The sequence below is a fragment of the Rhizobium sp. P44RR-XXIV genome (genome assembly GCF_001999485.2).
Taxonomy (GTDB): domain Bacteria; phylum Pseudomonadota; class Alphaproteobacteria; order Rhizobiales; family Rhizobiaceae; genus Rhizobium.
The window spans coordinates 1,489,820-1,516,624 of sequence record NZ_MPVZ02000029.1 but is presented as its reverse complement, the minus strand read 5'-3'; the positions used below and the strand labels follow the sequence as shown (position 1 = coordinate 1,516,624).

Annotated in this window: 23 protein-coding genes and 1 pseudogene; 6 read left to right on the top strand and 18 right to left on the bottom strand. The window is 58.9% G+C overall.

Annotation, left to right across the window (positions count from 1 at the left end; genetic code table 11):
• Window positions 1–20: 20 nt before the first annotated feature.
• On the bottom strand, window positions 21–899 hold the full coding sequence (locus BSK43_RS32940; RefSeq protein ID WP_077472921.1) for a hypothetical protein: 879 nt from the start codon (window positions 897–899) through the stop codon (window positions 21–23).
• A gap of 181 nt (window positions 900–1,080) precedes the next feature.
• On the opposite strand from BSK43_RS32940, the gene BSK43_RS32935 reads away from it, so the two are divergent.
• Window positions 1,081–1,980, top strand: coding sequence for a LysR family transcriptional regulator (locus BSK43_RS32935; protein ID WP_077472920.1), 900 nt, complete (start codon window positions 1,081–1,083; stop codon window positions 1,978–1,980).
• Window positions 1,981–2,098: 118 nt separating this feature from the next.
• Here BSK43_RS32935 and glnQ read toward each other — a convergent pair whose 3' ends face one another.
• The 5 genes from glnQ to BSK43_RS32910 form a co-directional block, all read right to left on the bottom strand.
• Window positions 2,099–2,827, bottom strand: coding sequence for a glutamine ABC transporter ATP-binding protein GlnQ (glnQ, locus tag BSK43_RS32930; RefSeq protein WP_077472919.1), 729 nt, complete (start codon window positions 2,825–2,827; stop codon window positions 2,099–2,101).
• Window positions 2,824–3,480 (bottom strand): ABC transporter permease subunit, encoded by a 657-nt coding sequence (locus BSK43_RS32925; RefSeq protein WP_077472918.1) that lies wholly within the window; start codon window positions 3,478–3,480, stop codon window positions 2,824–2,826. The genes glnQ and BSK43_RS32925 overlap by 4 nt, the downstream gene beginning before the upstream one ends.
• A 13-nt stretch (window positions 3,481–3,493) precedes the next feature.
• Window positions 3,494–4,006, bottom strand: a complete 513-nt coding sequence (locus tag BSK43_RS32920; protein WP_077472929.1) for a RidA family protein — start codon at window positions 4,004–4,006, stop codon at window positions 3,494–3,496.
• A 12-nt stretch (window positions 4,007–4,018) separates the two neighbouring features.
• Entirely contained in the window at window positions 4,019–4,900 is an 882-nt protein-coding gene (locus BSK43_RS32915; protein ID WP_077472917.1) for a PhzF family phenazine biosynthesis protein, read from the bottom strand.
• A 91-nt stretch (window positions 4,901–4,991) separates the two neighbouring features.
• The gene (locus tag BSK43_RS32910; RefSeq protein ID WP_169055495.1) at window positions 4,992–5,726 is read right to left on the bottom strand and encodes an AraC family transcriptional regulator; all 735 of its coding nucleotides are present in this window, start codon (window positions 5,724–5,726) and stop codon (window positions 4,992–4,994) included.
• A gap of 447 nt (window positions 5,727–6,173) precedes the next feature.
• Here BSK43_RS32910 and BSK43_RS32905 point away from each other — a divergent pair, with 447 nt between their 5' ends.
• Together BSK43_RS32905 and BSK43_RS32900 are read left to right on the top strand one after the other, a co-directional pair.
• Window positions 6,174–6,914 (top strand): transporter substrate-binding domain-containing protein, encoded by a 741-nt coding sequence (locus BSK43_RS32905; RefSeq protein ID WP_068395927.1) that lies wholly within the window; start codon window positions 6,174–6,176, stop codon window positions 6,912–6,914.
• A gap of 140 nt (window positions 6,915–7,054) precedes the next feature.
• Entirely contained in the window at window positions 7,055–8,236 is a 1,182-nt protein-coding gene (locus BSK43_RS32900; RefSeq protein WP_077472915.1) for a serine hydrolase, read from the top strand.
• Between the two features lie 144 nt (window positions 8,237–8,380).
• Here the strand turns inward: BSK43_RS32900 and BSK43_RS32895 are convergent.
• The 3 genes and pseudogenes from BSK43_RS32895 to BSK43_RS32885 form a co-directional block, all read right to left on the bottom strand.
• Window positions 8,381–9,007: pseudogene (locus BSK43_RS32895) on the bottom strand (MBL fold metallo-hydrolase); the annotation flags it as partial.
• A 144-nt stretch (window positions 9,008–9,151) separates the two neighbouring features.
• Window positions 9,152–9,478, bottom strand: a complete 327-nt coding sequence (locus BSK43_RS32890) for a hypothetical protein (protein ID WP_077472914.1) — start codon at window positions 9,476–9,478, stop codon at window positions 9,152–9,154.
• Between the two features lie 6 nt (window positions 9,479–9,484).
• Entirely contained in the window at window positions 9,485–10,030 is a 546-nt protein-coding gene (locus BSK43_RS32885; protein ID WP_077472928.1) for a sugar ABC transporter, read from the bottom strand.
• A 170-nt stretch (window positions 10,031–10,200) separates the two neighbouring features.
• Here BSK43_RS32885 and BSK43_RS32880 point away from each other — a divergent pair, with 170 nt between their 5' ends.
• Entirely contained in the window at window positions 10,201–11,100 is a 900-nt protein-coding gene (locus tag BSK43_RS32880) for a LysR substrate-binding domain-containing protein (RefSeq protein WP_077472913.1), read from the top strand.
• 98 nt (window positions 11,101–11,198) lie between these two features.
• Here the strand turns inward: BSK43_RS32880 and BSK43_RS32875 are convergent, their stop codons facing one another.
• The 3 genes from BSK43_RS32875 to BSK43_RS32865 form a co-directional block, all read right to left on the bottom strand.
• Window positions 11,199–11,585 (bottom strand): PAS domain-containing protein, encoded by a 387-nt coding sequence (locus BSK43_RS32875; RefSeq protein WP_077472912.1) that lies wholly within the window; start codon window positions 11,583–11,585, stop codon window positions 11,199–11,201.
• Between the two features lie 180 nt (window positions 11,586–11,765).
• The gene (locus BSK43_RS32870) at window positions 11,766–12,650 is read right to left on the bottom strand and encodes a GNAT family N-acetyltransferase (RefSeq protein WP_246662764.1); all 885 of its coding nucleotides are present in this window, start codon (window positions 12,648–12,650) and stop codon (window positions 11,766–11,768) included.
• A gap of 700 nt (window positions 12,651–13,350) precedes the next feature.
• Complete coding sequence (locus BSK43_RS32865) at window positions 13,351–14,037, bottom strand: glutathione S-transferase (protein ID WP_077472911.1); 687 nt, start codon at window positions 14,035–14,037, stop codon at window positions 13,351–13,353.
• A gap of 100 nt (window positions 14,038–14,137) precedes the next feature.
• Here BSK43_RS32865 and BSK43_RS32860 point away from each other — a divergent pair, with 100 nt between their 5' ends.
• Window positions 14,138–14,704 carry a TetR/AcrR family transcriptional regulator gene (locus BSK43_RS32860; RefSeq protein WP_077472910.1) on the top strand — a complete coding sequence of 189 codons (567 nt, stop codon included), beginning with the start codon at window positions 14,138–14,140 and terminating at the stop codon, window positions 14,702–14,704.
• Between the two features lie 338 nt (window positions 14,705–15,042).
• The gene (locus BSK43_RS32855) at window positions 15,043–15,336 is read left to right on the top strand and encodes a hypothetical protein (protein WP_077472909.1); all 294 of its coding nucleotides are present in this window, start codon (window positions 15,043–15,045) and stop codon (window positions 15,334–15,336) included.
• On the opposite strand, the gene BSK43_RS32850 is transcribed toward BSK43_RS32855, so the two are convergent.
• The 6 genes from BSK43_RS32850 to BSK43_RS32825 all read right to left on the bottom strand — a co-directional run bounded on the left by BSK43_RS32850 (window position 15,329) and on the right by BSK43_RS32825 (window position 26,800).
• Window positions 15,329–15,985 carry a GNAT family N-acetyltransferase gene (locus tag BSK43_RS32850; RefSeq protein WP_077472908.1) on the bottom strand — a complete coding sequence of 219 codons (657 nt, stop codon included), beginning with the start codon at window positions 15,983–15,985 and terminating at the stop codon, window positions 15,329–15,331. The genes BSK43_RS32855 and BSK43_RS32850 overlap by 8 nt on opposite strands.
• A complete protein-coding gene (locus BSK43_RS32845; RefSeq protein WP_077472907.1) occupies window positions 15,912–16,445 on the bottom strand; it encodes a tail fiber protein in 534 nt (177 codons plus the stop codon). Before BSK43_RS32845 ends, BSK43_RS32850 begins: the two co-directional genes overlap by 74 nt.
• A 29-nt stretch (window positions 16,446–16,474) precedes the next feature.
• The gene (locus tag BSK43_RS32840) at window positions 16,475–17,005 is read right to left on the bottom strand and encodes a tail fiber protein (protein ID WP_077472906.1); all 531 of its coding nucleotides are present in this window, start codon (window positions 17,003–17,005) and stop codon (window positions 16,475–16,477) included.
• 36 nt (window positions 17,006–17,041) lie between these two features.
• Entirely contained in the window at window positions 17,042–17,572 is a 531-nt protein-coding gene (locus BSK43_RS32835) for a tail fiber protein (protein WP_077472905.1), read from the bottom strand.
• 592 nt (window positions 17,573–18,164) lie between these two features.
• Complete coding sequence (locus BSK43_RS32830; protein ID WP_205910686.1) at window positions 18,165–23,204, bottom strand: putative Ig domain-containing protein; 5,040 nt, start codon at window positions 23,202–23,204, stop codon at window positions 18,165–18,167.
• A 773-nt stretch (window positions 23,205–23,977) separates the two neighbouring features.
• Window positions 23,978–26,800, bottom strand: coding sequence for a putative Ig domain-containing protein (locus BSK43_RS32825; protein ID WP_136687423.1), 2,823 nt, complete (start codon window positions 26,798–26,800; stop codon window positions 23,978–23,980).
• Between the last annotated feature and the right edge of the window lie 5 nt (window positions 26,801–26,805).

Here is a 26,805-nt window from a genome sequence, read left to right as displayed (position 1 = left end):
CCTTATGGGGGTGGGGTGGACTACGGATGGAAAGCGTCGGCGTGGCGAAGATAGGCGAGGCACACGACGGCGATGCTCGGAACGAGCGTCGATATTCCGATGACGATCTGGTTCAGGCGTGGGGCTCCCGCCTGCTTGCGTGGAAGCGCGAGCCCAACGAGTTGGCCAAGGATCAGAGACAGGCAAAGCAGGATCAGAAGCGTGAAATCCATCTTGCCATTGATCAGTGTGACGCTGTCGTTAAACGCCAGCACCGCTCCAAGACCTGAAAGGATGCCGGTCCAGCCGAGTAACGCAGACGGAAAGATGAATTGAACAAGACCGAGGCCTCCAAGGCCTGCGGCAAATCCGGCGAACAGGCCCAGGCCCGTTGACGAGCCGCCGACGAGGGCAATCGGCGCATATCCCACAGCAAGCGACAGCAATATCGAGATGCTGGCAACCGGCCCGCGGCTTGCGTCAGCCGGGGTGGAATCGATCGCGCGCACCCAGAGAAAAGCAAAAGCACCGACGATGACGAAGAGGAGGGTGATCACCGCCAGCTCGGCGCTGAACGCAGTCGTCAATCGGTTGTAGCCGATCCATGCAATCAGCAAGGCCGGCGCGATCGCCGCGCTGGCGGCGGCCACAGGGCGCTTCTTGAAGCCATAGTCGAAGAGGAGGCCGAAAGCAGCCAGGCCGATCACTGAATAGAAAACTTTTCCCGTAGAAGCGATCGGCGGAAAATCCGGGATTGTGCCATAGGCGGAATAGTAGCTGGCTAAAAATACAGACGCAGGTGTCAACCGGCCGATGGGAGTGAAAAAGCAGCCCAGGATACCGCCGGCCAGCCCCACCACCAGCCCGACAACCACCATCATCACGATAGGATTATCGAATATTGTCGCAATGCCCTGCATGAATATGGCCCATCAAAAGGAATAGATAGTTGCCGGTCATCACAAGCCCGGCGGCAAATTGGTTCGATGATGCCGGGTAAGCGAGTGGGGCGTCAGCGTTCTGCCGTCAGAAGTGAGCTTTTCATCTCTGTTGATCAAGATGGCTTTTGTTGAAGAACCGCTTCCTATAGGTAGATGATCTATGGATACCTTGATGAGCCTGCGCGTTTTCGTCGTCGTCGCCGAATTTAAAAGCTTCTCCACCGCTGCGACGCGCCTGAAGCTTTCACCTGCGATGGCGAGCAAGCATCTGATGCATTTGGAAAGCCGGCTGGGCACAAGGTTGCTCAATCGGACCAGCCGTCGCGTAAGCCTGACAGAAAGCGGTACGCTCTATTTCAACTACGCAAAGCAGATGCTCGACGGGCTGGACGAAGTGGAGGCGGCCGTCAGCAATGTCACGGTCCTGCCGCGCGGTACTCTTCGGCTGAGCGCACCCGTTTGGATCGCGAATACTTTGATTGCCCGCGCCTTCGCCGACTACCATCGCCGCTACCCCGATGTTCGGCTGGACATCGATATCAGTGGTCGAATTGTCAATTTGGTCGACGAGGGTTTCGATCTTGCGCTGCGTGCGACGCTGCCCGACCGTCTTGATCCGAGCCTGATTTCGCGGCCCTTGGCGAAGGTTGCCTTTCATCTGGTCGGATCGCCCGCCTATCTATCGCGCGCAACTCGTCCGAAGCGGCAAGCCGACCTAGATGGTCACGCCCTCCTGCTCTACAGCGGAATGGGTGAAATAGGCAGCGTGGTCGTCAACAGCTCAAAAGACGCCGGCGCGCTCAAGTTCCGCATCGTGATGCAGAGCGAAAATGAGATAATGCTTCATCAGGCTGCACTGGAGGGTATGGGACTGGTTTTCCTGCCGACCTGGATGACGCAAACCGATATTGCCGATGGCCGGCTGGAAGAGGTGCTTCCCGATGTCACGACGTTTTATGTGAACTTGTACGCCGTCTATCCCAGCAGGAAATTCCTTTCCGCCAAGGTTCGCACATTCGTCGATTTCCTGGCTTCCCAGGAACAGCTTTGCTCTGGGTAAACCTCCACGCGATAGCGTGCGAGACCCGGTGCGGATTTCTACCGGTGGAGAGCAGAGTCTTGGACATTCTCAATCCAGAGAAATGGCTAAGCGATTTTCGGAAACGCCGATGGCTGGACTAATGCACATGCCGCAGAAAATCTCGAAACCGCTCACTGGGCGGCTCCGTCAGCAGTTCGTTCGGGTTTCCGTCGTGGGCCAGTTGACCGCGATCCATGAACAACAATCTTGATCCGACGCGCCTTGCAAAGCCGATTTCATGAGTTACGACGACCATTGTCATTCCTTCGACCGCCAGGGTTTGCATGACCTTGAGAACTTCCTCGCGCAATTCCGGGTCTAGCGCCGATGTGGGTTCGTCAAACAGCATCAGCTTCGGGCCAACGGCCAGGGACCGTGCAATTGCGACGCGCTGCTGTTGTCCTCCGGACAACTGCGAAGGATAATGCTTCATCCGTTCGGCAAGGCCGACTTTTTCCAGCAGCGATGCCGCTATGTCCCTTGCCTCTGCCTTTGTGCGGCCTCTTGCACGAATTGGTCCGAACATCACGTTCTCTATCGCCGTCAGGTGCGGAAACAGGTTGAATTGCTGGAAGACCATTCCGGCTTCGAGCCTGATCCGCCGTATGTCGCCTTGAGAGCCCAGCACGCTGATGCCATCGACCTTGAGGTCTCCGCCACTGATTTTTTCCAGAACATTGATGCATCGGAGCATCGTTGATTTACCGGAGCCGGACGGGCCGATCACGACTGCCACTTCGCCGCGATCGATGGCAAGATTAATCGGATCGAGAACGAGGTGGGTGCCGAATTTCTTGGTGGTGTCCTTAAACTCGATCATGCTCATGGCAGGCGCGCTCCTCGTTCGACCAGACGCAGGCTGAATGCAAGAATGCTGATGACAATCAGATAGATCGCGGCCACGGCGGTCCAGATTTCCACGGCATGGAAATTTTCCGACATGATTTCCTGTCCGCGGCGGGTGAGTTCTCCGACGCCGATAACGAGGAAAATCGAGGTATCTTTGACGACGCTGACGAATTGGTTTCCCATGGCCGGCAGCGCGCGGCGGAAGGCGAGGGGTGCAATGACATGGGCCAGAACAGTGCGGAAGCGCAGACCCATGGAAAGGCCGGCCTCCTTCAACCCCACGGGGACGCCGTCCAGCGCCCCGCGAACGATCTCCGCATTGTAAGCACCCGAATTGACGATCAGCGTTATGATGGCGGCGCTTGTCGCACTGATACGGATTCCCATCATGATCGGCAATGCAAAATAGATAAACATGACCTGGACAACGATGGGCGTGCCGCGGATCAACGCGACATAGATCTGCGCCGGCACGACGGTCAGCCAACCGCCATAGGTCAATACGGCACCGGTAAGCGTGCCCAGCACAATGCCGCCCGCCAGGCCGCCGATGGCGATCAGGATCGTGAGCTTTAGCCCGTCGAGCAAATCTGGCAGGGCGGATACCACTGCGCTCCAATCGAACGTCATGAGAAATCCCCCGTCAAAGGCATTGGGTTACTTTCGGCAAGGCGGTTCCTGCATCCCGCAGAGGATTGGCTATCAGCGAGACAACCAATTCAATTTCCAGAAGCCCGTAATTCGGCAGGCTGGAAACGCCCACCGCCGATCGCGAGTGAACTCCCTGCTCTCCGAAAATGGCGTGGAGAAGCTCGGAAGCAGCATCAAGCACGGCGGAATGGGCGGTGAAGCCGGGCACTGCGTTTATATAGCCCCGCATGAACAATATGCGGTCGAACCCGTAGGCATTCTCGACTGCGGTCAAGGCACTCAGAGCCCGCAGTACGCAGGTCTCGGCTGCAAGCTTTATGGTGTGAGAAGAGGTATTCTCATCGACGGGTCCACAGATCACGTCATCCCCGAGACGGCTGACCTGGCCGCTCACATAGGCTATCCCGTTATGGACGGTCACGCCGACATACTTGCCCCGTGGCCTCGGCGCTTCGGGAAGCTGCAAACCCAGTTCGCCAAGGCGAATGCGAAGATTGTTCTCCATGAGGCCGCGCATTCAGGCGCCAATCCGAACGGCACCGCCGATCCAGCATCCTTTCGGGCCGCTATCATCCATGTGAAAGCGAACGGAGATGGCGGATGGGCGTTTCATGGCGCGTCCCTGGCGGATCGTGATCTGCCTGTCAGATCGTTCCACAATCCCGTTTTCCAGCAACCCGAACGAAAGGGCGGATGCGGCAATGCCGGTCGCCGCATCTTCAGGATAGCCCGATGATTGCGGGAATTGTCTTGCGTCGAATAGCTGTCTCGCATGGTCGAGAACCGCGTAGGGATAGAGCCCGGTCGAGCCAATGCGCGTGCACACATCCTCCATTCTAGAAAAGTCCGGACGCAGGCTCGAAAGCACGGCCTCGCTTTTCAATGGAATGAGGGTTTTTACCCGGCTGGTTCGAGCATTCTGGATCGGGTAGTCCGCAAGCTCAGATGCTTGAATGCCGAGCACGCTGACGATATCCGCGATTTGCGTCCGCTCGTCGGTGAGGGGTTCGACGATCCCCGCCGGCTGCGAAATTTCCACTTCGGCGCCCTGCTCGGAATGGCCGAGAACGCGTGCTTCGACCTTTCCGCTCTTCGTCGATATCGAGACTTCCGGGCGCGGCAGCCTGCCGAGACTGTCCAGGAGCCATACGCATCCGATAGTGGCATGCCCACACATCGACATCTCGTGATTGGGCACCCAAAAACGGAAATCGAAGTCACATTCCGTGCCAGCGGAAGCCGGAAGAACAAAGCCGCTTTCGTGACCATAGGCTCTTGCGACGGACTGCATCTCCACGTCCGTCATGCCGGCGGCATCAACGACGATCGGCGCCGGGTTTCCGCCCTGCGGCCCCGTGGCAAATACACTGACGACTTGAACCTTATCACTGGTCTGCATTGCCTATCCTGCCCTCACATGCAACGTGAGCTGTCAGGATAAAACATGCCGATCGCTTATAAGCGCGGCTCAACGGGCCTTAAAAATTGATCTAATGGGCCAAACCAGTCCTGATATTCGACGGCGAAAGTCCGTTCTCGCGTCGCATCGCCCGGGCCAGCGCGGCGCCGCTTTCAAACCCGACTCGGAAGGCGATTTCTCCGACCGGCAAGTTTGTCTCGACGAGAAGCTGCCGAGCCCTTTTCAGTCGCGTCTGCAGCTGAAACTCACCAATCGAAAACCCGGTCCTTTCACGAAACAGGCGCGTGATGTGGCGCCTTGAGATCCTGAAATGCTCGCTCAGCATGTCGAGCGGAATGTTTTCGTCGGCATGTTCGAGCAGATATGTTTTCAGATCCTCGACAACCGCCATGCCGTGATCCTGGTGGGAGGCATTGGGCAGGATATCCCCGGTCATGACGTCGGCTATACATTGCAGAATCAAGGCAGAGGAGAAGGAATGACGTATCATAGAGCTTGCGTAGGGGCCGGTATCTTTGCGTATCGCCAGCTCCTGTATCGCACGCAATGTCGGTGACCGCGCGACTAGCGCCGTGCTGCGGGTGCGCCTGTAAAACTCGCTTAGCGAGCCGATTTTGTTGTCGAATTTGCGCAGGCTGTCATTCGTCACGTAGACGGCGACATGGCTTTGTCCGCCTATACCAGCTCGTGTCTCATGTGCGCGGCTGGAGGGTATGACGGCAAACCGGTCTTGCGATAGCCAGGCGCCATCACGCCGGTCCTCGTGCTTGAGCTCGACGGTTCCGCGGCTTGGCAAGATGAACATCAAGCAATCATGCCAATGCCATGGCATCGCATAATCGCCCCCAACCGAAAGAGCGGCACACTCCTCGTCGGCGGAAATCAAAAGATTAGCGTCGCTGGGATGGGAAACCTGTTCAAATGATCGCAGCATTTGCGCACTCTATATGTCAGTCTAGCAAGCTAGCAGCGTGAACAAGCGAAAATCAACAGGAATCGGCACCGCCTCGCCTCGCAGGTTCGATCAAGCGCGAGCCGTGGCTGTGCGGTCTCCATGTCAAAGATCCAACCGGGGCCCATGGGCAAAGCTCCTTCGTTTTGGCCCGCTCGGTCAATAAATTCGGCCCGTTTGGCGGCGATCTGCGACGAGTGTTCCGAATAGAGTGCCGGTTGCCAGTGACGGAGAGCATATATCGGCCATTTTCAGAGTCCGAACACGTCCACTGGTCCTAACCACAGAGGGAACAAGAAAATGGATCGTCGCTCGCTGCTCAAATTTGGTCTTGCCGCCATTCCGGCAATTTCACTCGCCCGGATATCCAAAGCGGAAGATGCCGAGCTTATCGTTGGTTCGAACGTTGGTGCTCCGCCCTTCGCATTCAAGCAGGGTGACACGTATACAGGCTTTGACGTCGAGATATGGGCGGAGGTTGCCAAAGGTCTCAATCGAAAATGGCGGATACAGCCAATGGAGTTCGGCGCGCTGATCCCCGCCTTGCAGACGAACAATATCGACGCGATCGTTTCTCAGCTTTTCATCAAGCCTGCTCGTCAGCAGGTCATCGATTTTTCGGACCCCTACTATGATAGCGGTCTCGTCGCCGTGGCGCGGGTGGACGATAATTCCATTCAATCGCCCGCCGATCTCAACGGTAAAACAATTGGCACGGAAACGGGTACGATCGCCGTCGACTACATCAAGAACAATCTGAAGAATGCCACGCTTGAGCAGCTTCCAAGCATCAACAATGCGCTCCTGGCACTGCAGGCTGGCCGAACCGATGCCGTTATCTACGATACTCCGCTTCTGCTCTACTATGCCAAGACGGCCGGCAAAGGTAAGGTCAAGGTCATCCAGCCGACCCTTGCTGGCCAGAATGTCGGTATTGGATTTCAGAAGGGCAGCCCATTGGTGGCGCCAACCAATATCCAGCTGGCCGCGATGAAGGCGGATGGGCGCTACAAGGCAATTTGCGACAAATGGTTTGGTTGATAGGCGTTGCATTTCGCGCCGCAAATGCTCCTGGGGGGTCTATCTCCGGGAGCCCGAAACTCAGACGCTAAAGTGATCGGGCAACCGTACCGTCAACGTAAAGTACGGTGCTACGATCCTTATGGATTGATTGGAAAGCAATGCTTCAATTATTCGAGAAACAGCACGGGTTTCGGCGTGACAGCGTCAGTCTGGAAAACTGGCGCAACAGGCCTTTCAACACTTGGGCGTTTCGCAACATTCACGAATTTATCCCAACAGCGGAAGTGCCGGCAACAGACAACGGAGTCGAAGAACCCAAGGCCGACGAGACCTGGCTGACGTCTCAGGAAATACCGATCGGCGACCGCAGGATGAGCATTTCCGCGGTTCTTCAGGAAACCTATGCCGACACCCTTCTCGTCATGAAGAAAGGCGTTGTTGTCGCGGAATTCCATGCTCCCGGTTTCACCACGCGGTCAAGGCACATACTGTTTTCGTCAAGCAAGTCCGTTGCCGGCATGCTGGCCGGGATCCTGGTGGGCGAGGGCACTCTGGATCCGGATGAGCCAATCGCCCGTCATGTTCCTGAATTGGCGACCTCAGCCTTTGGCGATGCGAAGGTGAGACATGCGCTCGACATGCGCACGAGCCTCGTTTTCAACGAGGATTACAGCGACCCAAGGGGCGACTTTGCGCGGTATCGCCGGGCGGGGCTGCTTGATCCCGCGCTCGATGGCGAGCCGGTTGAAACCGTGATCGCCTTCCTTGCTTCCTTGAAAAAGGCGCAGAGGGATCACGGCGGACCGTTCTTCTATTGCTCGCCCAATTCCGATGTGCTCGGTCTGGTCGTCGAACGAGCCTCTGGTCTACGTTTTGCGGATTTGTTGTCACAGAAGCTCTGGCAACCGCTCGGCGCCAGATCGAATGCACTTGTTACGGTCGATCGCGAGGGGACAGCGCGTGCCGGCGGCGGCTTGTTCGTCACGGCCCGCGATTTTGCCCGCCTCGGCGAACTTGTCCGTCGCGAAGGTGAGGTCGAAGGCCGTCGGATAATTCCATCTGAGTGGGTTCGGGATACTATAAACGGCGGCAGCCGTGATGCCTGGACAACCGGCAATTTCGCTGACTGGCTTCCTTCAGGTTCCTATCGCAATCAGTGGTATCAGACCGGAAACGAAGATGGCGCCTTCTTCGCTCTGGGCATTCATGGGCAATGGCTTTTCGTAAACACTCGTTCGGAGGTGGTGATCGTCAAGTTTTCTTCGCAACCCGATCCGGTGGATGACAGGCTGAAGCGGCTGAACATGGCGTTGTTCAACGCCATTTCTTCGATTTTCTAGATGACCAAGAGCTTGAAACCTTATCCGACGGCTCGCTTTGGAACTATTCTCGGGAAAGCCCTCATAAATAACGCCAAAGTTTCCGCCCGTTTTCTCGATGCGCGCGAAACCGAGTTCGCCGAGATGCATACCGGCGATCAGCAGTCGCTCGGAGCTGACGAGATCTAGCAACCTCGACCGTGTGGCTGCGGCGAGATGTGAATCCTGATCGAAGGCGATCGACACATCCGGGCGCGGGATCTGAATTTGAGGGAAATGGACGATATCTCCCCAGACGAGCAGATTCCGGCCGCAGGATTCGAGACGATAGCCGGTGTGCCCGACCGTGTGACCCGGAAACGGCATCGCCGCTATACCGGGGAGCACCTCGCCGGCATCGAGGGTGCGCAGCCTGTCGCGGTAAGCATCGAACGCCTGACGCGCCAAGAGGAAGTTGCCACGAGCACGCTCGGGCGCCCGGCTCAGATTGCCGTCATCCTGCCAGAACGCGATTTCACGATTGTGGGCAACAAGCTCGGCATTCGGGAAGACGGCTTCTCCCGAAGCGTCCACCAACCCACCGACATGATCGGGATGGGCATGTGTCAACAGGATCGTGTCGATCTCGGAAGGCTGGATACCGGCCAGCGCAAGATTGGCCTTCAGCCGACCGCCCCATTGCTTGAAGCCACCGGCTCCTGCGTCGATCAGGATGGTACGGCCACCGCCACGCACAAGGTAGCAGCCGATGTGTATCGCAGCATGATCTTTTATTCCCGCCCTCTCCTGCATGCGGGTGGCATCAGCAGGGTCGATATTCGAGAGCAGGTCGAGGCTGCCAGCGAGATAGCCATCGCTGATGGCGGTGATAGTCAAGTCGCCGATCTGCTGACCGGGACATGCAATATCTGTCATTGGTTCTCTCCGAGCTTCAGTTCAATTTCGCGCGCAAATGCTCGACGCTGCATAGCCAAAGCAACGGATGCGCGCGGTGAGATCGAGATTGCGCCTGATGGCCATGTCGAGGCCTTCCATGAACTGATCCATAACGAGTGTGGTCCGACAGGGTCCGAGGCGATACCGAATTTCTGCAAAGACCGGGTGGCCCTGCCCGTGCCGAACCGTGACATAGATGACATGCACATTCGCCAATGCGGCCCGGAGGATGCCGGTACAGAGTTCGGTGCACTGCTCTGTGAGGATGGCGAGCGCTCCGTCCGGCGGCATCCTGTTTGCGGGGATGAAGATCGTGACATTCGGCATCGGCGTTTACAGTACCTTCGCGAAGACGGTGTCACTGCCGCTCGTCAACTGCGTCGTCATCGGTTCATAGATATGGATGTCTTCCGGCAGATGCTCGAAGACCGGCGTCTTGGCGTGCTCCACCCTGGCGAGCCAGCGGTGTTCGGGAAGTTTCTCCATCGCGACCGCGTGCATCGCCTGTGGAGTGAGGCCCAGCCGGATCAGGGGCTCGGGGCCTGATGCGCTCAAGGCAAGATATTCGCCCTCACCGATTGCCGGCGCTCGCTCGATGCCATCATAGAGGTTCCGGTGCCAGTCGGTGATGTGCTGTTGCCAGCGTGCGAAATTGCCGCCGCCCTTTTGGCGATATTCCTCACCTGTCAGAATATCCAGGCCATCGATTGAATGAATGGCGAGATAGACGGGGCAGCCACGGCTCAATGCCTTGAAACGCTGTGATGTGTGGAAGCCGCTCACCGAGATGAGGGCCGGCAACTTCTCCAGGCTATAGAAGTCATTCCATTCCGCTTCGCTATCTGCATTGGCGAAGCTGCATTCTACCGTATAGATCATCGTATCACCTCCGACCGAAAGCATGGCGCTTCCGGTCTTGTTTCTAATTGATATTTGATCATGATAAGGCGTACGGTGACGCCAATATATCGATATCGGATCATGCTTCAGTGATCTAATATCAAGGTAACGGTGGATCGTGTGCTGAACCATCATACCGAGAGCTGCCCGTGCGCCGCAAGATTCCAAGCAATTCCGCGCTCATGGCGTTCGAAGCATCGGCTCGTCATGGAAGCTTCGCTCGCGCGGCCGACGAGCTGGCCCTGACCGAGGGAGCGATCAGCCGCCAGATAGGCCGGCTCGAAGCTTTCCTGGGTGTCACGCTCTTCGAGCGGGTCGGCAACCGCGTTCGGCTTTTGCCGAATGGCGAGCGTTACGCGGCTCAGGTTCGGGAGTCACTCGACCGGCTGGAGCGGGACAGTCAATATCTGATGGGCGAGCCGCGCGACGGCGGCAGCATCGACATTGCTACGATCCCGACCTTCGCCGCGCGCTGGCTTATTCCTCGTCTGGCTCGGTTCCAGGAAGAGCACCCGAATATCATCGTGCATCTTGCCGAGCGGATGGAGCCTTTTGTCCTTGCGGGAAGCGGTTTCGACGCTGCGATCCATTTCGAGCATCCTGCATGGGCGGGAATGAGAACGCACCGGCTGCTGCATGAAACCCTGATTCCTGTCTGCCATCCCGCACTTCTCGACCGAGGAGACAGCGTGGCATCCCTTGATGAGTTGCCGCGCCTCCATCGGCGCCAGAACCCGGACGCCTGGCAACGCTATGCGCAGGAGACCGGGATCGTGCTGACCAATCCCGCGATCGGGCCTCGCTATGATCTTCACATCATGCTGATCGAGGCCGCGCTGGCCGGACTCGGCGTCGCACTGGTGCCGCGCCTCTATGTCGAGACGGAATTGGCGGAAGGGCGCCTTATCGCGCCTTGGCCCCATGGGCAGTCCATCTCCAAGACCTTCTGCCTCATCCTGCCGGAGCCGATCCGGTTGAGTGACGGTCCGATACAGCTTTTTGCTAATTGGCTTCTTGCGGAAGCGCGGACGGCAGATCCAATGATCTGAAGGCGGCGAGCGGCGCGAAGCAGGTTTCAACGCCTTTCCCTCGCGCCGAAAGATCAGCAACCTCATGCAGGCTCCTGCTGAAGAGGTCTTGAGCAGATCTAAGCATATGCCTTGAGGCTCGGGGGATATTCTATCGGGTGAACGATGCCTGCATAGTGTACCGGGTTTCCAGATCGATCGCGAAAGCAGCGGCCGTGGGCCATGACCCAACGGATCGTGCCGCTATAATCCTCCACGCGATATTCTTCCCGATATGGCTGCCCACCGATGATGGCCTGGCTGAGTTTTCTCGCGATACGCGGCCTGTCCGAGGCATGGATACGCGTCAGGAAGCGTTCGACTGGCAGGCCATGCAGCGTCTCTTCCTGATCGATGCCAAAGAGTTTTGCTACCGCCGTATCGGCAAACACCAGGTCGCTCTCGATGCTCCAGGTCCAAATGCCGGCTTCTTCGATCCGGCATGCCTGCAGGTCAGTCGTTTCCATAGCGCCCTCTCTCTCGCTATAATCATAGGAATGCCCGGCAAGCGTGCACGGGCCTTCGGATTTTCCGGGCCGGTTTCCGACCCGGAGCCGGCAATTGAAGCCGGCGGGTAGTTGGCAATTGACGCGGCGAGGGGGCTTCTGGGTGCGCGCCAGATTGCTGTGTGGCCTTCATTGGTATGTTCATTCGTTAAATAGGGCAAACTCCGTGAAAGCCAGATCACCCGGAGCTGGCAAATTCGGTCCCTTGAAATATTTTGGGCCGATTTCGGCAAAATAGCGTCCGACCAATCCCGGAACTGGCGCTCTGGCATCGACCAGGCAGAAGATTTTGCCCCGCCTTAGCAGGTATCGTCCAAGTGCACCGGCACATTGGCTGAGGTCGGAATGCGACCGGCAGTAGATGACTTGACTTGCAGGGACGAAGCCTTTGAGCACACGACGTGCCTTGAACACAAACGGGTGCACCGAACCGTCGATGATGCACATCAGGGCATCGCATCCCAGAGCCGTGTGCTCCAAAAGAATGCGGCGTTCGTGTTCCGGCAACTGAAGCAATTCCGATGCGTCGGCATGGACCTTCACCACGCGAGACCTTGCCCGCACAGGGCTCAACACAGGCAGGAAGGCGTGTTGACCGTCGGCAAAGCGCTTGAAACGCAATGCTTCTACGACCTTGCGTGTTACCGGAGCGGGGGTAACGCTCAGAAAGGTTACATCCCGCTGACGCAGGGCAGCCATGATCAGCTTGCCTGCATAGGCACGAAAATCCGTGTCGACTGTCCAGCTCGAGAGGTTGCAGCGAATGGATTCCCCATGTGCATCCGTATGTCGAAAGTAGAGCGTCAGCATCGCGCCGACTACCGTTCCGGCGTGGTCAAGGAGGTAGCCATAGCGCGGAAAATCACCAACCACCGGCATATCGTCGATGCGGCCGAGCGCGTTCTGCCAGTATTGGCGCGAGCGATCAGGAAAGCCTCTCCGCAGGCAATCTATCACGCCCTGCCAGTCGGCTTTTTCAATCGGACGGCAAATCAGCCCCTCGGGCATGGTTCCTAGCACACTCATGCAAATACCTCCGTCGTGCTCCAGGAGTCGCGCAAATATAAATCCCCAACAGATTATTAAGATCGCAATTTTAGTCAATTATTATTAAATATATTTCCGTAATATTATTTTACTTAGCCCGTCAGTCGATTCACGGGTGTTGGAATTCTATTTTACAGATCTGAGTTTAATCTTTTTGTTGCATTTGATACTACTTATATACCATGGGTGGTATAGTTATCGAAGGCGACTCTTCGAGCTCATCGATGGTATCTTAGCTGCACCACAGCTTGCAGACGTTCGCTGCTCGACTTCTACTGATAGGTGGCCTGATTGGGTGTCAACATAGAGCCCAGCCCGCAAGCTTGCTGCCATCGATGCCGGCGAAAGCGCCGGCTGAACCCACCTCGTCCCGATGGGAGTGGAGTGCCTGTGATCCGTTACCGGTGCTTTGGCTTGATTGGATTCCAGCTGATCCGGGTTTAAAACATCGCGGCGATTCCGGAACGATCTTGCCGGACTAGCTGCGGCACTTAGGGGTGGAAATACCATCGGTGTCAGCAGCCTCTTAGGGAGCCATTTTCTTCGCTGCCGAGATCGACAAATTTCATGGGCAGGAAATGGGGGCCGGTCTGAACAACCGGCCCCCATTTGTGTGAACGGAGAGTTCGATGCCCGGACGCGGAGGATGCTTTCTCCGAGGAGAGGCCGCAATCCTGTATCACAGGCCGAAGCGACGCAGATCCTCCGCCACGAAATCCTGACCGCTGCGGTTCTTGACGCTCGGCAGTTCCGAGACTTTTGCCCGCCAGGCTTTCAGGAAAGTAGCTTTTTCGGGGATTGATATGCCGGCGGCGTCTGCATGTATCAGCCCCGCGAAGATGGTAATGTCAGCCATCGAGAATTTTGCACCGGCGACGAATGGCCGTGTGCGGAGGATGCCGTCGAAATACAACATGCCGGCGATCACCTGTTCGCGATGTCTTTCTGCCCATTCCTTGCGTGCCGCCCATTCAGGCGCCTTGTAGCGTTGAAGCGCCTCACCGAGGCCCGGTGTCCCATAATGAAAGTAAATACCGACGGCATCGGTGATTTCGCGTTCGGCGCGGCGCTGCATCATGTGGATGCTTGCCTTCTCGAGAGGCGTCGTTCCGGTCAGGGTGGGATTGCCGTCGAGGTTGTCGAGATATTCGGTGATGGCGGTCGACTCCGCGATGAGTGTGCCGTCATCCAGTTCGAGGACGGGAACAGTCCCGGCGGGGTTCTTCGCGAGAAACCCCGGTTGCTTGTGTTCCGCCGCAATCAGGTCGACGGATATGAACTCGACTTTCGAGTCCAGGTTCTTTTCGGCCAGAACGATGCGGATGCGTGCGGGGTTGGGGAAGCCCTCACGGTCATAGATCTTCATTTTTCTCTCCTTTATCTATCAGTAGATAGACGCAGGAGATACCTATTAAACGGTCCCGTCAAGTGCTATCTATCAGTTGATAGACGGAAGGAAGGTTTTGATGAATGTGCAAGATACCCGCGAGATGATCATGGAGGCGGCCCGCCTCATGGTGCAGGACCGTGGTTACAACGCGCTGAGTTTCCGGGATGTCGCGGCTGCCGTCGGCGTAAAGAGCGCCTCGGTTCACTATCATTTTCCGACCAAAGGCGATCTGGGCGCTGCTCTCGCCAGGCGATATACCGATGTGGCGGCGGCCTTCTTGAACAGCCTTCTGGATGAACCGATCGACATCCATGAGTGTTTTGCGAAATATACCGCTGTGTTTCGAGCCGCCCTGGAGAAAGACAACCGCATGTGCCTCTGTGGCATCATGTCGGCCGAATATGTTGATCTTCCGGATGCCGTCCGAGTGGAGGTGGACCGCTTTGCTGAGGTCAACATCGACTGGTTGACCAAGGTGCTCTCGCGCCACAGGCCGAGGGCCACGGCCGCGGAAAAGCAAAGCCTCGCTACCGCAATTTTCGCGGCGATCGAGGGCGCCCAACTGGTCGCGCGCGGCAGGGGCGATATCGCGATCTTCGACCAATGTATCAAAGCCTATCGCAGCTCGGGTCTTTCTCCTTGAGGGATAGTGGAGTGAATTGAGTTGAGGTGAATTGGCTGCCGGAAAATCTCTATATCCTAAGCGAAGCTCCTCATGCAGATAAGGCCGATAGCGGCAACGTTCCTTCCGCCGGCATATCGCCACGCATCGCAGTCCGGGACAATAGGCGTCACTTTAAAGAACTTTGAGAATGTGCCCGTGAAGTGGTGAATCCGGCCGACCAACTTCGGCTATACAGCACGAAACCACTGAATAAACGAGGAGTTACTTGCTTCTCCCCAATCTCTTGATAGATTTCAAAGAAGGCCATTAATCGTAAGCGTCGACAATCAAAGAGCAGACGAGCAATTGGGGTTGGGATGGGGATTGTAACGCTAGATCATTTCGCCCGCTGTGTCGGGGAGGGGTTCGAAATCGATATGGGCGCTGGCTCCGTCGCTTTTACGCTGACGGAGGCAAGGCCCTTGCCCGAACGCGGCTTTCCGGGGATGACGAGAGCCCCGTTTGCGCTTCTGTTTCGCAGCGAATCGAAGGTTCTGCTGCCGCAACAGATTTACCGGCTGAACAACTCTACCCTTGGAATTCTCGACATTTTCCTGGTGCCGGTCGCCAGGGACAAGGATGGGATCATCTATCAGGCAGTCTTCAACTGAGGTCTGCCGATTGATCTCTCCGCTTTGGCAGGAGATGGTGCGAGCGCCATTCCATGCCGATGTGGGTCTCGGTGGCTTCAACCGCCTCAAATCCGAAAGCCCGATAAAGCTCGTATGCACGTGGGTTGTTTCGATCGACATGCAAGGCAATGCCTAGGTTTTTGCCTGTTGATGCCGCGGCTTGGATGGCCTTCAGTGTTGCAGAGCCCAAGCCCAGACCGCGCCATTCCGGCAGCAGCCCGATATCGATAATCTGCCAGATCTCCGTGTCGAGATTGATGTAGAGGCGACCAATGGGGGTGCCGTCTTTCTCGATGATCAGGAAGTCTGTCTGTGGGAACGCGATAATATAATAGCGATGCTGGAGATCAAATTGCTGGTCCAGAAATGCCTGCTTGTCCTCTTGCGACCACGGTATCTGAGCCAGTTCATCTTTCCGAAACGAACCGTATAGCTGGCGTAGAAACGCGAGGTCGCCCAGTGTTGCAGGGCGCAGGATGCAGTTGGGAATGCGGAGCCTGTTATGGCCCGTTCGCGCGGGAAATTCCGGTAGCGAGCCTGTCACAGGGCGGACATCAACCGAAGGATGGAAATACGCCGGCCAACGCGATGCTGAAGTTGACCGCGAGATAGGGTTGGCGATTTTCATGCGGCTGGCTTCCGCCTCCGACGCCGATGACGTTCGGCGCGAACTGTGCGTTCGGCTGGGCATTGGGCAGAAACGGAGTGCTCGAATTCGGCAGGCTAAGGCCGGCGCCGGTGCTCGGCGCGGCGGCGCGCTTGGCGGTGTCGCCCTGATTAAAGACGGTCAAGGAATGCATGTGCGCCGGCATTTCCGCCTGCGTCAACGTTATGTTGTTGCTGCCGAAGGTTTCGCCCTCGGTCCGCGGTGTCAGGCCCGGCCCTCGACCTTGGTTGCAGCCGGCACGGTTGGTAAAATTGGGCAGCTGGAATGTCGTGGTGCCATTGCCGCCGTACTGGACGCCGAGCAGAGAATAAAGTGCGGTATTTTGTTGGATGGGGAGCGTAGCACCATTGCAGAATGCCCAACGGTAGGGCGGGAAGTTGAAGCCGAACAGTTGGATCTCGCCGAGAAAAGGTTGTGTCATAGCAATGTCCTTGGTGGATTGCGCGCGGTTCAGCCCTGTGTGGGAAAGACGCCTGCCCATGCGATGCAATACTGCACCGTTAGCGTCGGCATCTCGTTGTCATGTGGATTCGTCGATCCCGTTGCCTGCGTTGCCAGTGGTGAGGTAATGATCGGAGTGGCTCCGCTTAGGTTCGAGGCATACATTGTATCTCCGGTCACGGCAGCGAGTTCCATCGACGTGCCGACGGTCTTGCTGTTCGCAAGGCCTGTGGTGGCAAGATACGGATGCGTATGCGACGGCATCTGCATGGATAGCAGTGTGACGTTCTCGCTGCCGGCAGCCTGACCGATCACATAGGTCGAAAGGCCTTGCCCGGTGCCCTGGTGGATCGGCACGCGGCCGCACAGATTGGGTGTCGCAAACGTTGTTACTCCATCGCCGCCATAAGTTGTCCCGATAAGCGTGTACAAGGCTTCGTATTCGGAGATCGGCTGCAAGGAGTTGTTGCACGGCAGCCACCCGTTGGGCACGCGCGAAAAGCCAAAGAGCCGAATTTCTCCGACATAGGGCATGCTCATGGTTGTTCCTCCGAGCAGTAGGTTGACGGGCGATGATCAATTGCGGGACGGAAAAACTCCCGACAGCGCAATGCAGAAATTGATCACGTCGTAGGGCTGCAAATTCGCATGGGGCTGGCCGTTGCCGGCCGGAGTCACGGTTTGGTTCGCCAGCACAACCTGAGCACCGCTGGAAGGGCCATAGATATTCGCGCTGTTGGTTCCATAGAGTCCATTGCTCGGGCTGCGTACCGTGCCGCTACTGGTCGTTCCGGTCGCGACGTGAACGTGTTGCGGCAGCTGCTGCGGCTGCAACGTCACATTCTCCACACCGCCGAGTTCACCAATCTGGTAAGGCGCGGGTTGCCACGAGGAATCGACGGATTGTCCGAATCCAACCGGTGTGCGGCTCTGCATGTTGGGCAGACCAAACGTTCGAATTCCATCCCCGCCGTAATAAGTTCCCAACAGTGAGAACAGGGCCTGGTTCTGTGCGATGGGGAGGATCTGGCCGTTGCACAGGGCAAAGCCCTTGGGTGCGAACTGAAATCCTGCGAGCATAATCTGGCCGAGAAAGACTTCTGTCATACCATACCCCGTGAATATTCTAATTATATTGAATGCTATCATCACTCAATCAATGCGATAAACGCAAGAAAAATTTTGACCATCATAGGTATAAAAGTTCAGTGTATTTTTAATAGTTTTTTTAAATACTGAAGGTTGAAAAGTGAGCGCAAAAAGAGGCGAATAATAAACATTATCATCAGGTTATTTGGTTGTATAAATTTAAAATACATGGCTGATAGCGTCAGAGATTCCTCCTTATAGTCGGGTCGCGCGTCAAAGGGGTCCCGTTTATCTTGCGAGCCGGTCGGTTGTCCTCGTTGCGAGTATAATATCTTTGATCGAAACCGATGAAGCGTCGCCCTGAAACGATATTCCATTCGGGTCGAACAGAACTTCCCGAGAAGATATATTTCCGCCCTCTCGGCATCATGCGCATTACGGGCTGGGAAGGAAAGAGACGTCGTGATCGGTGCATTGAAAGCCCAGGCACGGAAACACGTGACAAGCTTCACTCAAGTGATTTGAGGCCGGACGCTGCGCCGGCCTCTCGAGTGGCTTCCTAGAAGGCGCTTACCCTCTACGCCTGGTTTTGGTGATTATATTATTTTGGCTAGAACTTTTTGCTTGCGGCGACTTTTGCGCCGACGGATTTCTGTCCGTCGCCTTCGATGTTGAAGAGGATGCTGGTGTCGAGCATCCAGAAGTTGATGGTCTGCATGGACAGGCCGGCGGTGACGGCGCCGAAGGCGCCGGAGCCGTCGAGTGCGGAGTAGCCGCCGGTCAGCCCGAGCTTGGGCGTCAGCTTGGTTCCGCCCTCCAGGGTAAAGGAGCGGGCGATCTCGGCGCCGAGGCTGACGCGGAACTGGTCCTCGTTGAAGCCGTCGATGTCGATCCTGTCGCCGGCGCTGTTCTTGACGCTGTAGTCGTCGACCTTTTCGGAGAAGTAGATCGCCCGCAGCTTCGGCGAGAGCGTGGTTTCCTCATCGAGGTTCCATTGGCCTTCGATCGAGGTGTCGGCCATCCAGCGCGTCGTGTCGAACGAGCCGTTCCAGAACTGGGTGTTGATGGTGTTGCTCGAGCCGCCATAGCGCAGGCTGCCGTTCCAGAACACGCCCTTGCCAAGCTCGAGCGAGGCATAGGGTCCGGCAAGCCAGCCATTGCCGGTCAGCTCGGTATCCTGGTCGGTCGGATCCGTCATCCGGTCATAGTGGAAGGAAAGTCCGATCAGGGCCCTGTCGGAGAGCAGGTAATCCACGCCCATGCTGACCATGCCGAAGCTGCCCCACTTGCCGGTGCTGTCGTTCTTGCTTTTGTCGTTATGGGCAAGATAGGCGCCGTCGATCCAGACGTTGAAGGGGGCGGAGGCGGCATCCGGATCACCGGCGGCGGCGCGCATCTGCGACAGGCTGGTGGAGAAGCCGAACGTCATGCCCTCTTCCGACGGCATCATGCGGGCGGTGACGGGATCGGTCGCCTTCTCCATCTGCCGGCGCTGCAGCAGCCCCGGCACCTCGATGGTGTTGGCGATCATGTTCTGGCGGGACTGCACGAAGTCATGCACGAGATTGTCGATGTCCTGGGCAACCTTGCCGGCATCATAATGGACATTATAGGTCACCGTCGCGACGTTCGATGTCCCGAGCGCGCTGACGAGCCTGTAGCCGACGCGGACCTGACCGGAATAGGCCGGGTTCAGCGTGAAGTGCAGATACCAGCCGACCGGACCCGTGGCCGGGCCTGCCTGTGCGAGCTGCCCCTGGATGATGGTCGCCGTGCCGGCATTGGCGGGCTCGACGGATGCCAGGATTGCCGAGGTGAACGGACCGCCGGTCGCACCGCGATTGAGGTAGACGTCGGGCGGCGTCGATCCCTCCGGCACGTTGACGACCATGTCGAGAACGGTGACGGACCGGGTCTTGACCTTCAGCGTATAGGATGCGCTTCCGGTTGCGCCGTTGCCGTCACGGATTTGGATGGTGAAGCTGTAGTCGCCTTCGGTGCCGCCCGCGAGCGGTCCTGTCAGCTGGCCGGTGGAGATGTTGAGCACCAGGCCGTTCGGCAGGCTGCCGGAGGCAAGGCTGAAGATCTTCGTGCCGACGCCGCCTGTGACCGAGATCTGCTGGCTGTAGGCCTCGCCGGACATGGCATCGGGCAGCGCGCCGCCGGCCGGGCTGAACACGAAGGTGGTCGGCGGCGGCGAGATGGCGATCGTATAGGCAGCGGATGTCGTGGCGCTGTTGGCGTCGGTGGCGGTGATGGAGAAGCTGTAATTGCCGGGCGTCGTCGGCGTGCCGGTAATGGCGCCGGTCGCATGGTTGAGGGCGAGCCCGCTCGGCAGCGTGCCGGTGAGGCTGTAGCTGTAGGGGCTCGTTCCACCCGAGGCGGTGACGGTCTGGCTGTAGGCGGTGGTGACGATGCCGGCCGGCAGGGCACCGCTCGGCGGCGAGAAGGACAGGGTCGGCGCGGTGACAGTCACGCTCACCGTCGCCGGCGCCGAGGTGCCGGAGGCGTTGGTGGCGGTATAGGTGAAGCTGTCGGTACCGGAATAGCCTGCTGTTGGCGTATAGGTGATCGAGGTGCCCGATGCGGTCGCCGTCCCATGCGCCGCCGCACTTGCGATGGCGACCGAGGCCGGCGCACCGCCGGTGATGTTGAGGGTAATCGGATTGTTCGAGGAATTGGCGGCGACGGTTGCCGCAACCGCATTGGCGATCGGCGGCTGGACGCTGACCGCCAGGGTATAGGCGCGCGATCCCGTGAACGGTCCCGAGCCGGTCGAACTGTCCGTGGCCGTGATGGTGATGTTGAAGTTGCCTGATGCCGTCGGCGTGCCCGCAAGCACACCGGCCGGCGAGAGCGTCAGTCCGGCGGGCAGGGCGCCTGATGTGATCGCATAGGAGTAGGAACCGGTTCCGCCGGATGCGGTAATGGCCTGGCTATAGGCAGCAGCCACGGTTGCAGCCGGCAGTGTGGTCGGCGTGATTGCGATCGTCGGGGCGCCAACGGTCACGGTATAGGCCTTGGAGCCTGTGAACGCCAGGCTGTCGGTGGCGAGAACCGTGAAGTTGAAGGTGCCGCCTGCCGTCGGCGTGCCCGTGAGGACACCGGCTGCCGACAGTGTCAGGCCGGTGGGAAGCGTGCCTGCCGACAGGCTGTAGCTGTAGGAGCCGACCCCGCCTGTGGCCGTCAGTGCTTGGCTGTAGGCGACGGCGATCGAACCGGAGGGCAGTGTCGCCGGGGTAATCGTGATCGCCGGCGCATTGATGGTCAAAGTATAGGCCCTGGCGGCGCTGAACGGAGCGCCGGTCCCGGTCGAACTGTCCCTGGCGGTGATGGTGACGTTGAAGTTGCCTGCTGCGGTTGGTGTACCCGCAAGCACACCGGCCGGCGAGAGCGTCAGTCCGGCGGGGAGCGCGCCTGCTGTGATGGCATAGCTATAGGGCGCCGTACCGCCCGACGCGGTCATGGCCTGGCTGTAAGCTGTCCCGGCCGTGCCCGCCGACAAAGAGGTTGGGCCGAGTGACACGGTTGGTGCGGATACGGTGATACTGGCCGTCGCGGGTGCAGACGTACCGTCGAGATTGGTGGCCGTGTAGGTGAAGCTGTCCGCACCTGCATAGCCCGAAGCCGGCGTATAGCTAATGGAGGTGCCCGAGGCTGTTGCTGTGCCATGGGCTGCCGCACTTGCAACCGCAACCGAGAGCGGGGTGCCCCCGGTGATGTTGAGGGTAATCGGATTGGCCGAGGAGTTCTGGACAACCGTCGCGGTCACCCCATTGGCGATCGGCGGATGGGCCGTCAGCACCAACGTATAGGCTCTGGTGCCTGAGAAGGGTCCCGAGCCGGTCGAGCTGTCGGTTGCGGTGACGGTGAAGTTGAAGGTGCCGGGCACGGTCGGCGTGCCTGTGAGGACACCGGTCGACGACAGCGTCAGGCCGGTCGGCAGAGCACCGGTGTTAGCATAACTATACGGAGCCGTCCCGCCAGACGCCGTAATCGTCTCACTGTAAACCGCATTCAAAGTCGCTGCACCAAGCGTTACAGGCAAAAGCCCTATCGTCGGGGCCGAGATCGTGAGGGTTACTGTCGCCGGCGCGGACGTGCCGCCGCCATTTGTCGCGGTATAGGTGAAGCTGTCCGGACCGGCATAGCCCGCTGTTGGCGTATAGGTGATGGTCGTGCCCGTTGCCGTCGCTGTCCCGTGAGCAGCCGCAGTTGCGATCGCGACCGAGGTTGGCGTTCCGCCCGTGATATTCAGGGTGATCGGATTGGCCGACGAGTTCTGGGCAACGGTTGCTGAAACATTGTTGGCGACGGGCTGCTGGGTGCCGATGGTCATGCTATAGGCCCTGGAGCCGGTGTATGGTCCCACGCCGGTTGAACTGTCGGTAGCGGTGATAGTGAAATTGAACGGGCCGGCCGCAGTCGGGGTGCCTGCAAGGACGCCAGCCGGCGAGAGCGTCAGTCCGGTTGGTAGGGAACCGGCGGTCACCGCATAACTATAGGACGTAGTACCGCCAGACGCCGTGATGGTCTGGCTGTAAGCCGTCCCTGCCGTCCCTGCCGGCAGTGAGGTCGGGGCGATTATGATCGTCGGCGGGACGACGGTCATGCTGTAGTTTCTGGAGCCTGTGAACGGTCCGGCTCCGGTCGAGCTGTCGGTTGCGGTCACGGTGAAGTTGAACGTGCCGCCTGCTGTGGGTGTTCCGGAGAGGGTGCCTGCGGAAGATAGCGACAGGCCAGCCGGCACGGCACCCGAGGTGATCGCATAAGTATAGGAACTGGTGCCGCCTGATGCGGTGATCGTTTGGCTGTAGGCGGAAGCCACGGTGCCAGCGGTAAGCGTCGCCGGGGCGATTGCGATCGTCGGCGCATTGATGGTCATGCTATAGGCTCTGGAGCCGGAGAACGGCGCGCCGGTACCCGTCGAGCTATCCCTCGCGCTAACGGTAAAGTTGAACGTGCCGCCTGCTGTCGGCGTGCCGGATATGACACCGGCGGACGACAATGTCAGTCCCGCCGGCAGGGCGCCAGATGTCACGGTGTAGGTGTAGGGGCTGGTGCCTCCCGTAGCGCTGATCGTCTGACTATAGGCTACTGCAATCGTGCCGCCCGACACCGAAGCCGTGGTGATCGAGATGGTCGGCACGCTGACGGTTATGGCCACTGCCGCCGGCGCCGAGGTGCCAGCGGTGTTGGTGGCTGTATAGGTGAAACTGTCCGAGCCGGAGTAGCTTGCTGTCGGCGTATAGGTGATGGTCGTGCCGCTGGCAGTGGCGGTTCCGTGGGTTGCCTGCGTCGCGACCGCCACCGATGTCGCTGCTCCCCCTGAAAGGTTCAGGGTGATCGGATTGGACGTGCTCCCATGGCTCACCGTCGCACTAACCGGCCCGGCAACAGGCGCTGTCACGCCTGCCGGTGCAATTGCAATATTGATAGTGAAAGTATGCGCGCTCGCATCGGCCAGGATGAAACTGTCGCTGGTGGCTCCGTCGCCATTGTTTGTGTAGGTGAAGGATCCGGCCGCGGAGTTGTAATTCGAGATCGAACCATGCTGCGGTGACGTTGCATTTGGGTCAGTGACGGGATTAAGGCCGACGGGGTCGCACAGAGTACCAATGTTGACGTTAAGCGCCCCGCCAGAGGCCATTGGGCTTGTCGATGGTGTCGTATGTGAATCCGGGAAGTTGAAGACTGTGCAGGCGGCGTAAGCCACGCTCGGAGTTACCAGTGACAGGCCGGCGCAAAACAGACTGACGAGCAAGACCAATTTCAAAAGCAATATAGGCGTGCGCCCGATGGCGGCTATGCATCCTATCGTGACCTTGAATGACTGTCTGGGCATCTGTGCCCTGCAGTGCGTCCAAATTCCGAGCAGATCATTCTTTGAAATATAGGCTTTGCCCGGAAGCCAGGGTTTTCCTCTGGCAAATGCAGTTGCCGGCAGTTCGTCACTTGTCATTTGCCCAACCCAAAGACAGAGCGCTCCGCCGCTGAAACGCAGGAAGTTGCTCTTGCAATTGCCCGTCCACATTGTGTCAGGCGCCCCTCAACTCAATCACAGTACTATCTGAGGCGACTTGAAAGGCAATTTTCTATTCACGAAAATCGCCAGGATTGCTTATTATGAATTTATTATTCAATTAAATGTTGTAAACCAGCAACATTGCGAATGGTTGCATGTTATTCATGACGTCCGAGGTGCTGCTCGATAGCGCATATTTCCGTTACTGGGCTGCGCCGGAAAGATGACATTGGCGTCTATCGGGGCTTTGCTCGGCCTGTCCGAATCAACGGGAAAACGGAGGTGCAGGCGCGCCTCGTTTCGGCTCAGGGTGTCTTAAGTTCGATCCTCGCTAGGAGTACGAGTACTTCAGCCGTACACGTCCCTCTGCGTTTGGTTTATTGATTATATTATTTTGGCTAGAACTTTTTGCTTGCGGCGACTTTTGCGCCGACGGATTTCTGTCCGTCGCCTTCGATGTTGAAGAGGATGCTGGTGTCGAGCATCCAGAAGTTGATGGTCTGCATGGACAGGCCGGCGGTGACGGCGCCGAAGGCGCCGGAGCCGTCGAGTGCGGAGTAGCCGCCGGTCAGCCCGAGCTTGGGCGTCAGCTTGGTTCCGCCCTCCAGGGTAAAGGAGCGGGCGATCTCGGCGCCGAGGCTGACGCGGAACTGGTCCTCGTTGAAGCCGTCGATGTCGATCCTGTCGCCGGCGCTGTTCTTGACGCTGTAGTCGTCGACCTTTTCGGAGAAGTAGATCGCCCGCAGCTTCGGCGAGAGCGTGGTTTCCTCATCGAGGTTCCATTGGCCTTCGATCGAGGTGTCGGCCATCCAGCGCGTCGTGTCGAACGAGCCGTTCCAGAACTGGGTGTTGATGGTGTTGCTCGAGCCGCCATAGCGCAGGCTGCCGTTCCAGAACACGCCCTTGCCAAGCTCGAGCGAGGCATAGGGTCCGGCAAGCCAGCCATTGCCGGTCAGCTCGGTATCCTGGTCGGTCGGATCCGTCATCCGGTCATAGTGGAAGGAAAGTCCGATCAGGGCCCTGTCGGAGAGCAGGTAATCCACGCCCATGCTGACCATGCCGAAGCTGCCCCACTTGCCGGTGCTGTCGTTCTTGCTTTTGTCGTTATGGGCAAGATAGGCGCCGTCGATCCAGACGTTGAAGGGGGCGGAGGCGGCATCCGGATCACCGGCGGCGGCGCGCATCTGCGACAGGCTGGTGGAGAAGCCGAACGTCATGCCCTCTTCCGACGGCATCATGCGGGCGGTGACGGGATCGGTCGCCTTCTCCATCTGCCGGCGCTGCAGCAGCCCCGGCACCTCGATGGTGTTGGCGATCATGTTCTGGCGGGACTGCACGAAGTCATGCACGAGATTGTCGATGTCCTGGGCAACCTTGCCGGCATCATAATGGACATTATAGGTCACCGTCGCGACGTTCGATGTCCCGAGCGCGCTGACGAGCCTGTAGCCGACGCGGACCTGACCGGAATAGGCCGGGTTCAGCGTGAAGTGCAGATACCAGCCGACCGGACCCGTGGCCGGGCCTGCCTGTGCGAGCTGCCCCTGGATGATGGTCGCCGTGCCGGCATTGGCGGGCTCGACGGATGCCAGGATTGCCGAGGTGAACGGACCGCCGGTCGCACCGCGATTGAGGTAGACGTCGGGCGGCGTCGATCCCTCCGGCACGTTGACGACCATGTCGAGAACGGTGACGGACCGGGTCTTGACCTTCAGCGTATAGGATGCGCTTCCGGTTGCGCCGTTGCCGTCACGGATTTGGATGGTGAAGCTGTAGTCGCCTTCGGTGCCGCCCGCGAGCGGTCCTGTCAGCTGGCCGGTGGAGATGTTGAGCACCAGGCCGTTCGGCAGGCTGCCGGAGGCAAGGCTGAAGATCTTCGTGCCGACGCCGCCTGTGACCGAGATCTGCTGGCTGTAGGCCTCGCCGGACATGGCATCGGGCAGCGCGCCGCCGGCCGGGCTGAACACGAAGGTGGTCGGCGGCGGCGAGATGGCGATCGTATAGGCAGCGGATGTCGTGGCGCTGTTGGCGTCGGTGGCGGTGATGGAGAAGCTGTAATTGCCGGGCGTCGTCGGCGTGCCGGTAATGGCGCCGGTCGCATGGTTGAGGGCGAGCCCGCTCGGCAGCGTGCCGGTGAGGCTGTAGCTGTAGGGGCTCGTTCCACCCGAGGCGGTGACGGTCTGGCTGTAGGCGGTGGTGACGATGCCGGCCGGCAGGGCACCGCTCGGCGGCGAGAAGGACAGGGTCGGCGCGGTGACAGTCACGCTCACCGTCGCCGGCGCCGAGGTGCCGGAGGCGTTGGTGGCGGTATAGGTGAAGCTGTCGGTACCGGAATAGCCTGCTGTTGGCGTATAGGTGATCGAGGTGCCCGATGCGGTCGCCGTCCCATGCGCCGCCGCACTTGCGATGGCGACCGAGGCCGGCGCACCGCCGGTGATGTTGAGGGTAATCGGATTGTTCGAGGAATTGGCGGCGACGGTTGCCGCAACCGCATTGGCGATCGGCGGCTGGACGCTGACCGCCAGGGTATAGGCGCGCGATCCCGTGAACGGTCCCGAGCCGGTCGAACTGTCCGTGGCCGTGATGGTGATGTTGAAGTTGCCTGATGCCGTCGGCGTGCCCGCAAGCACACCGGCCGGCGAGAGCGTCAGTCCGGCGGGCAGGGCGCCTGATGTGATCGCATAGGAGTAGGAACCGGTTCCGCCGGATGCGGTAATGGCCTGGCTATAGGCAGCAGCCACGGTTGCAGCCGGCAGTGTGGTCGGCGTGATTGCGATCGTCGGGGCGCCAACGGTCACGGTATAGGCCTTGGAGCCTGTGAACGCCAGGCTGTCGGTGGCGAGAACCGTGAAGTTGAAGGTGCCGCCTGCCGTCGGCGTGCCCGTGAGGACACCGGCTGCCGACAGTGTCAGGCCGGTGGGAAGCGTGCCTGCCGACAGGCTGTAGCTGTAGGAGCCGACCCCGCCTGTGGCCGTCAGTGCTTGGCTGTAGGCGACGGCGATCGAACCGGAGGGCAGTGTCGCCGGGGTAATCGTGATCGCCGGCGCATTGATGGTCAAAGTATAGGCCCTGGCGGCGCTGAACGGAGCGCCGGTCCCGGTCGAACTGTCCCTGGCGGTGATGGTGACGTTGAAGTTGCCTGCTGCGGTTGGTGTACCCGCAAGCACACCGGCCGGCGAGAGCGTCAGGCCGGCGGGGAGCGCTCCTGCCTGTGATGGCATAGCTA

Bases quoted from the DNA above. Each gene is read 5' to 3' on its own strand.
- BSK43_RS32940 (WP_077472921.1), bottom strand. From the start codon at position 899: ATGCAGGGCATTGCGACAATATTCGATAATCCTATCGTGATGATGGTG.
- BSK43_RS32935 (WP_077472920.1), top strand. From the start codon at position 1,081: ATGGATACCTTGATGAGCCTGCGCGTTTTCGTCGTCGTCGCCGAATTT.
- glnQ (WP_077472919.1), bottom strand. From the start codon at position 2,827: ATGAGCATGATCGAGTTTAAGGACACCACCAAGAAATTCGGCACCCAC.
- BSK43_RS32925 (WP_077472918.1), bottom strand. From the start codon at position 3,480: ATGACGTTCGATTGGAGCGCAGTGGTATCCGCCCTGCCAGATTTGCTC.
- BSK43_RS32920 (WP_077472929.1), bottom strand. From the start codon at position 4,006: ATGGAGAACAATCTTCGCATTCGCCTTGGCGAACTGGGTTTGCAGCTT.
- BSK43_RS32915 (WP_077472917.1), bottom strand. From the start codon at position 4,900: ATGCAGACCAGTGATAAGGTTCAAGTCGTCAGTGTATTTGCCACGGGG.
- BSK43_RS32910 (WP_169055495.1), bottom strand. From the start codon at position 5,726: ATGTTCATCTTGCCAAGCCGCGGAACCGTCGAGCTCAAGCACGAGGAC.
- BSK43_RS32905 (WP_068395927.1), top strand. From the start codon at position 6,174: ATGGATCGTCGCTCGCTGCTCAAATTTGGTCTTGCCGCCATTCCGGCA.
- BSK43_RS32900 (WP_077472915.1), top strand. From the start codon at position 7,055: ATGCTTCAATTATTCGAGAAACAGCACGGGTTTCGGCGTGACAGCGTC.
- BSK43_RS32890 (WP_077472914.1), bottom strand. From the start codon at position 9,478: ATGCCGAATGTCACGATCTTCATCCCCGCAAACAGGATGCCGCCGGAC.
- BSK43_RS32885 (WP_077472928.1), bottom strand. From the start codon at position 10,030: ATGATCTATACGGTAGAATGCAGCTTCGCCAATGCAGATAGCGAAGCG.
- BSK43_RS32875 (WP_077472912.1), bottom strand. From the start codon at position 11,585: ATGGAAACGACTGACCTGCAGGCATGCCGGATCGAAGAAGCCGGCATT.
- BSK43_RS32870 (WP_246662764.1), bottom strand. From the start codon at position 12,650: ATGAGTGTGCTAGGAACCATGCCCGAGGGGCTGATTTGCCGTCCGATT.
- BSK43_RS32865 (WP_077472911.1), bottom strand. From the start codon at position 14,037: ATGAAGATCTATGACCGTGAGGGCTTCCCCAACCCCGCACGCATCCGC.
- BSK43_RS32860 (WP_077472910.1), top strand. From the start codon at position 14,138: ATGAATGTGCAAGATACCCGCGAGATGATCATGGAGGCGGCCCGCCTC.
- BSK43_RS32855 (WP_077472909.1), top strand. From the start codon at position 15,043: ATGGGGATTGTAACGCTAGATCATTTCGCCCGCTGTGTCGGGGAGGGG.
- BSK43_RS32850 (WP_077472908.1), bottom strand. From the start codon at position 15,985: ATGAAAATCGCCAACCCTATCTCGCGGTCAACTTCAGCATCGCGTTGG.
- BSK43_RS32845 (WP_077472907.1), bottom strand. From the start codon at position 16,445: ATGACACAACCTTTTCTCGGCGAGATCCAACTGTTCGGCTTCAACTTC.
- BSK43_RS32840 (WP_077472906.1), bottom strand. From the start codon at position 17,005: ATGAGCATGCCCTATGTCGGAGAAATTCGGCTCTTTGGCTTTTCGCGC.
- BSK43_RS32835 (WP_077472905.1), bottom strand. From the start codon at position 17,572: ATGACAGAAGTCTTTCTCGGCCAGATTATGCTCGCAGGATTTCAGTTC.
- BSK43_RS32830 (WP_205910686.1), bottom strand. From the start codon at position 23,204: ATGGCCTCTGGCGGGGCGCTTAACGTCAACATTGGTACTCTGTGCGAC.
- BSK43_RS32825 (WP_136687423.1), bottom strand. From the start codon at position 26,800: ATGCCATCACAGGCAGGAGCGCTCCCCGCCGGCCTGACGCTCTCGCCG.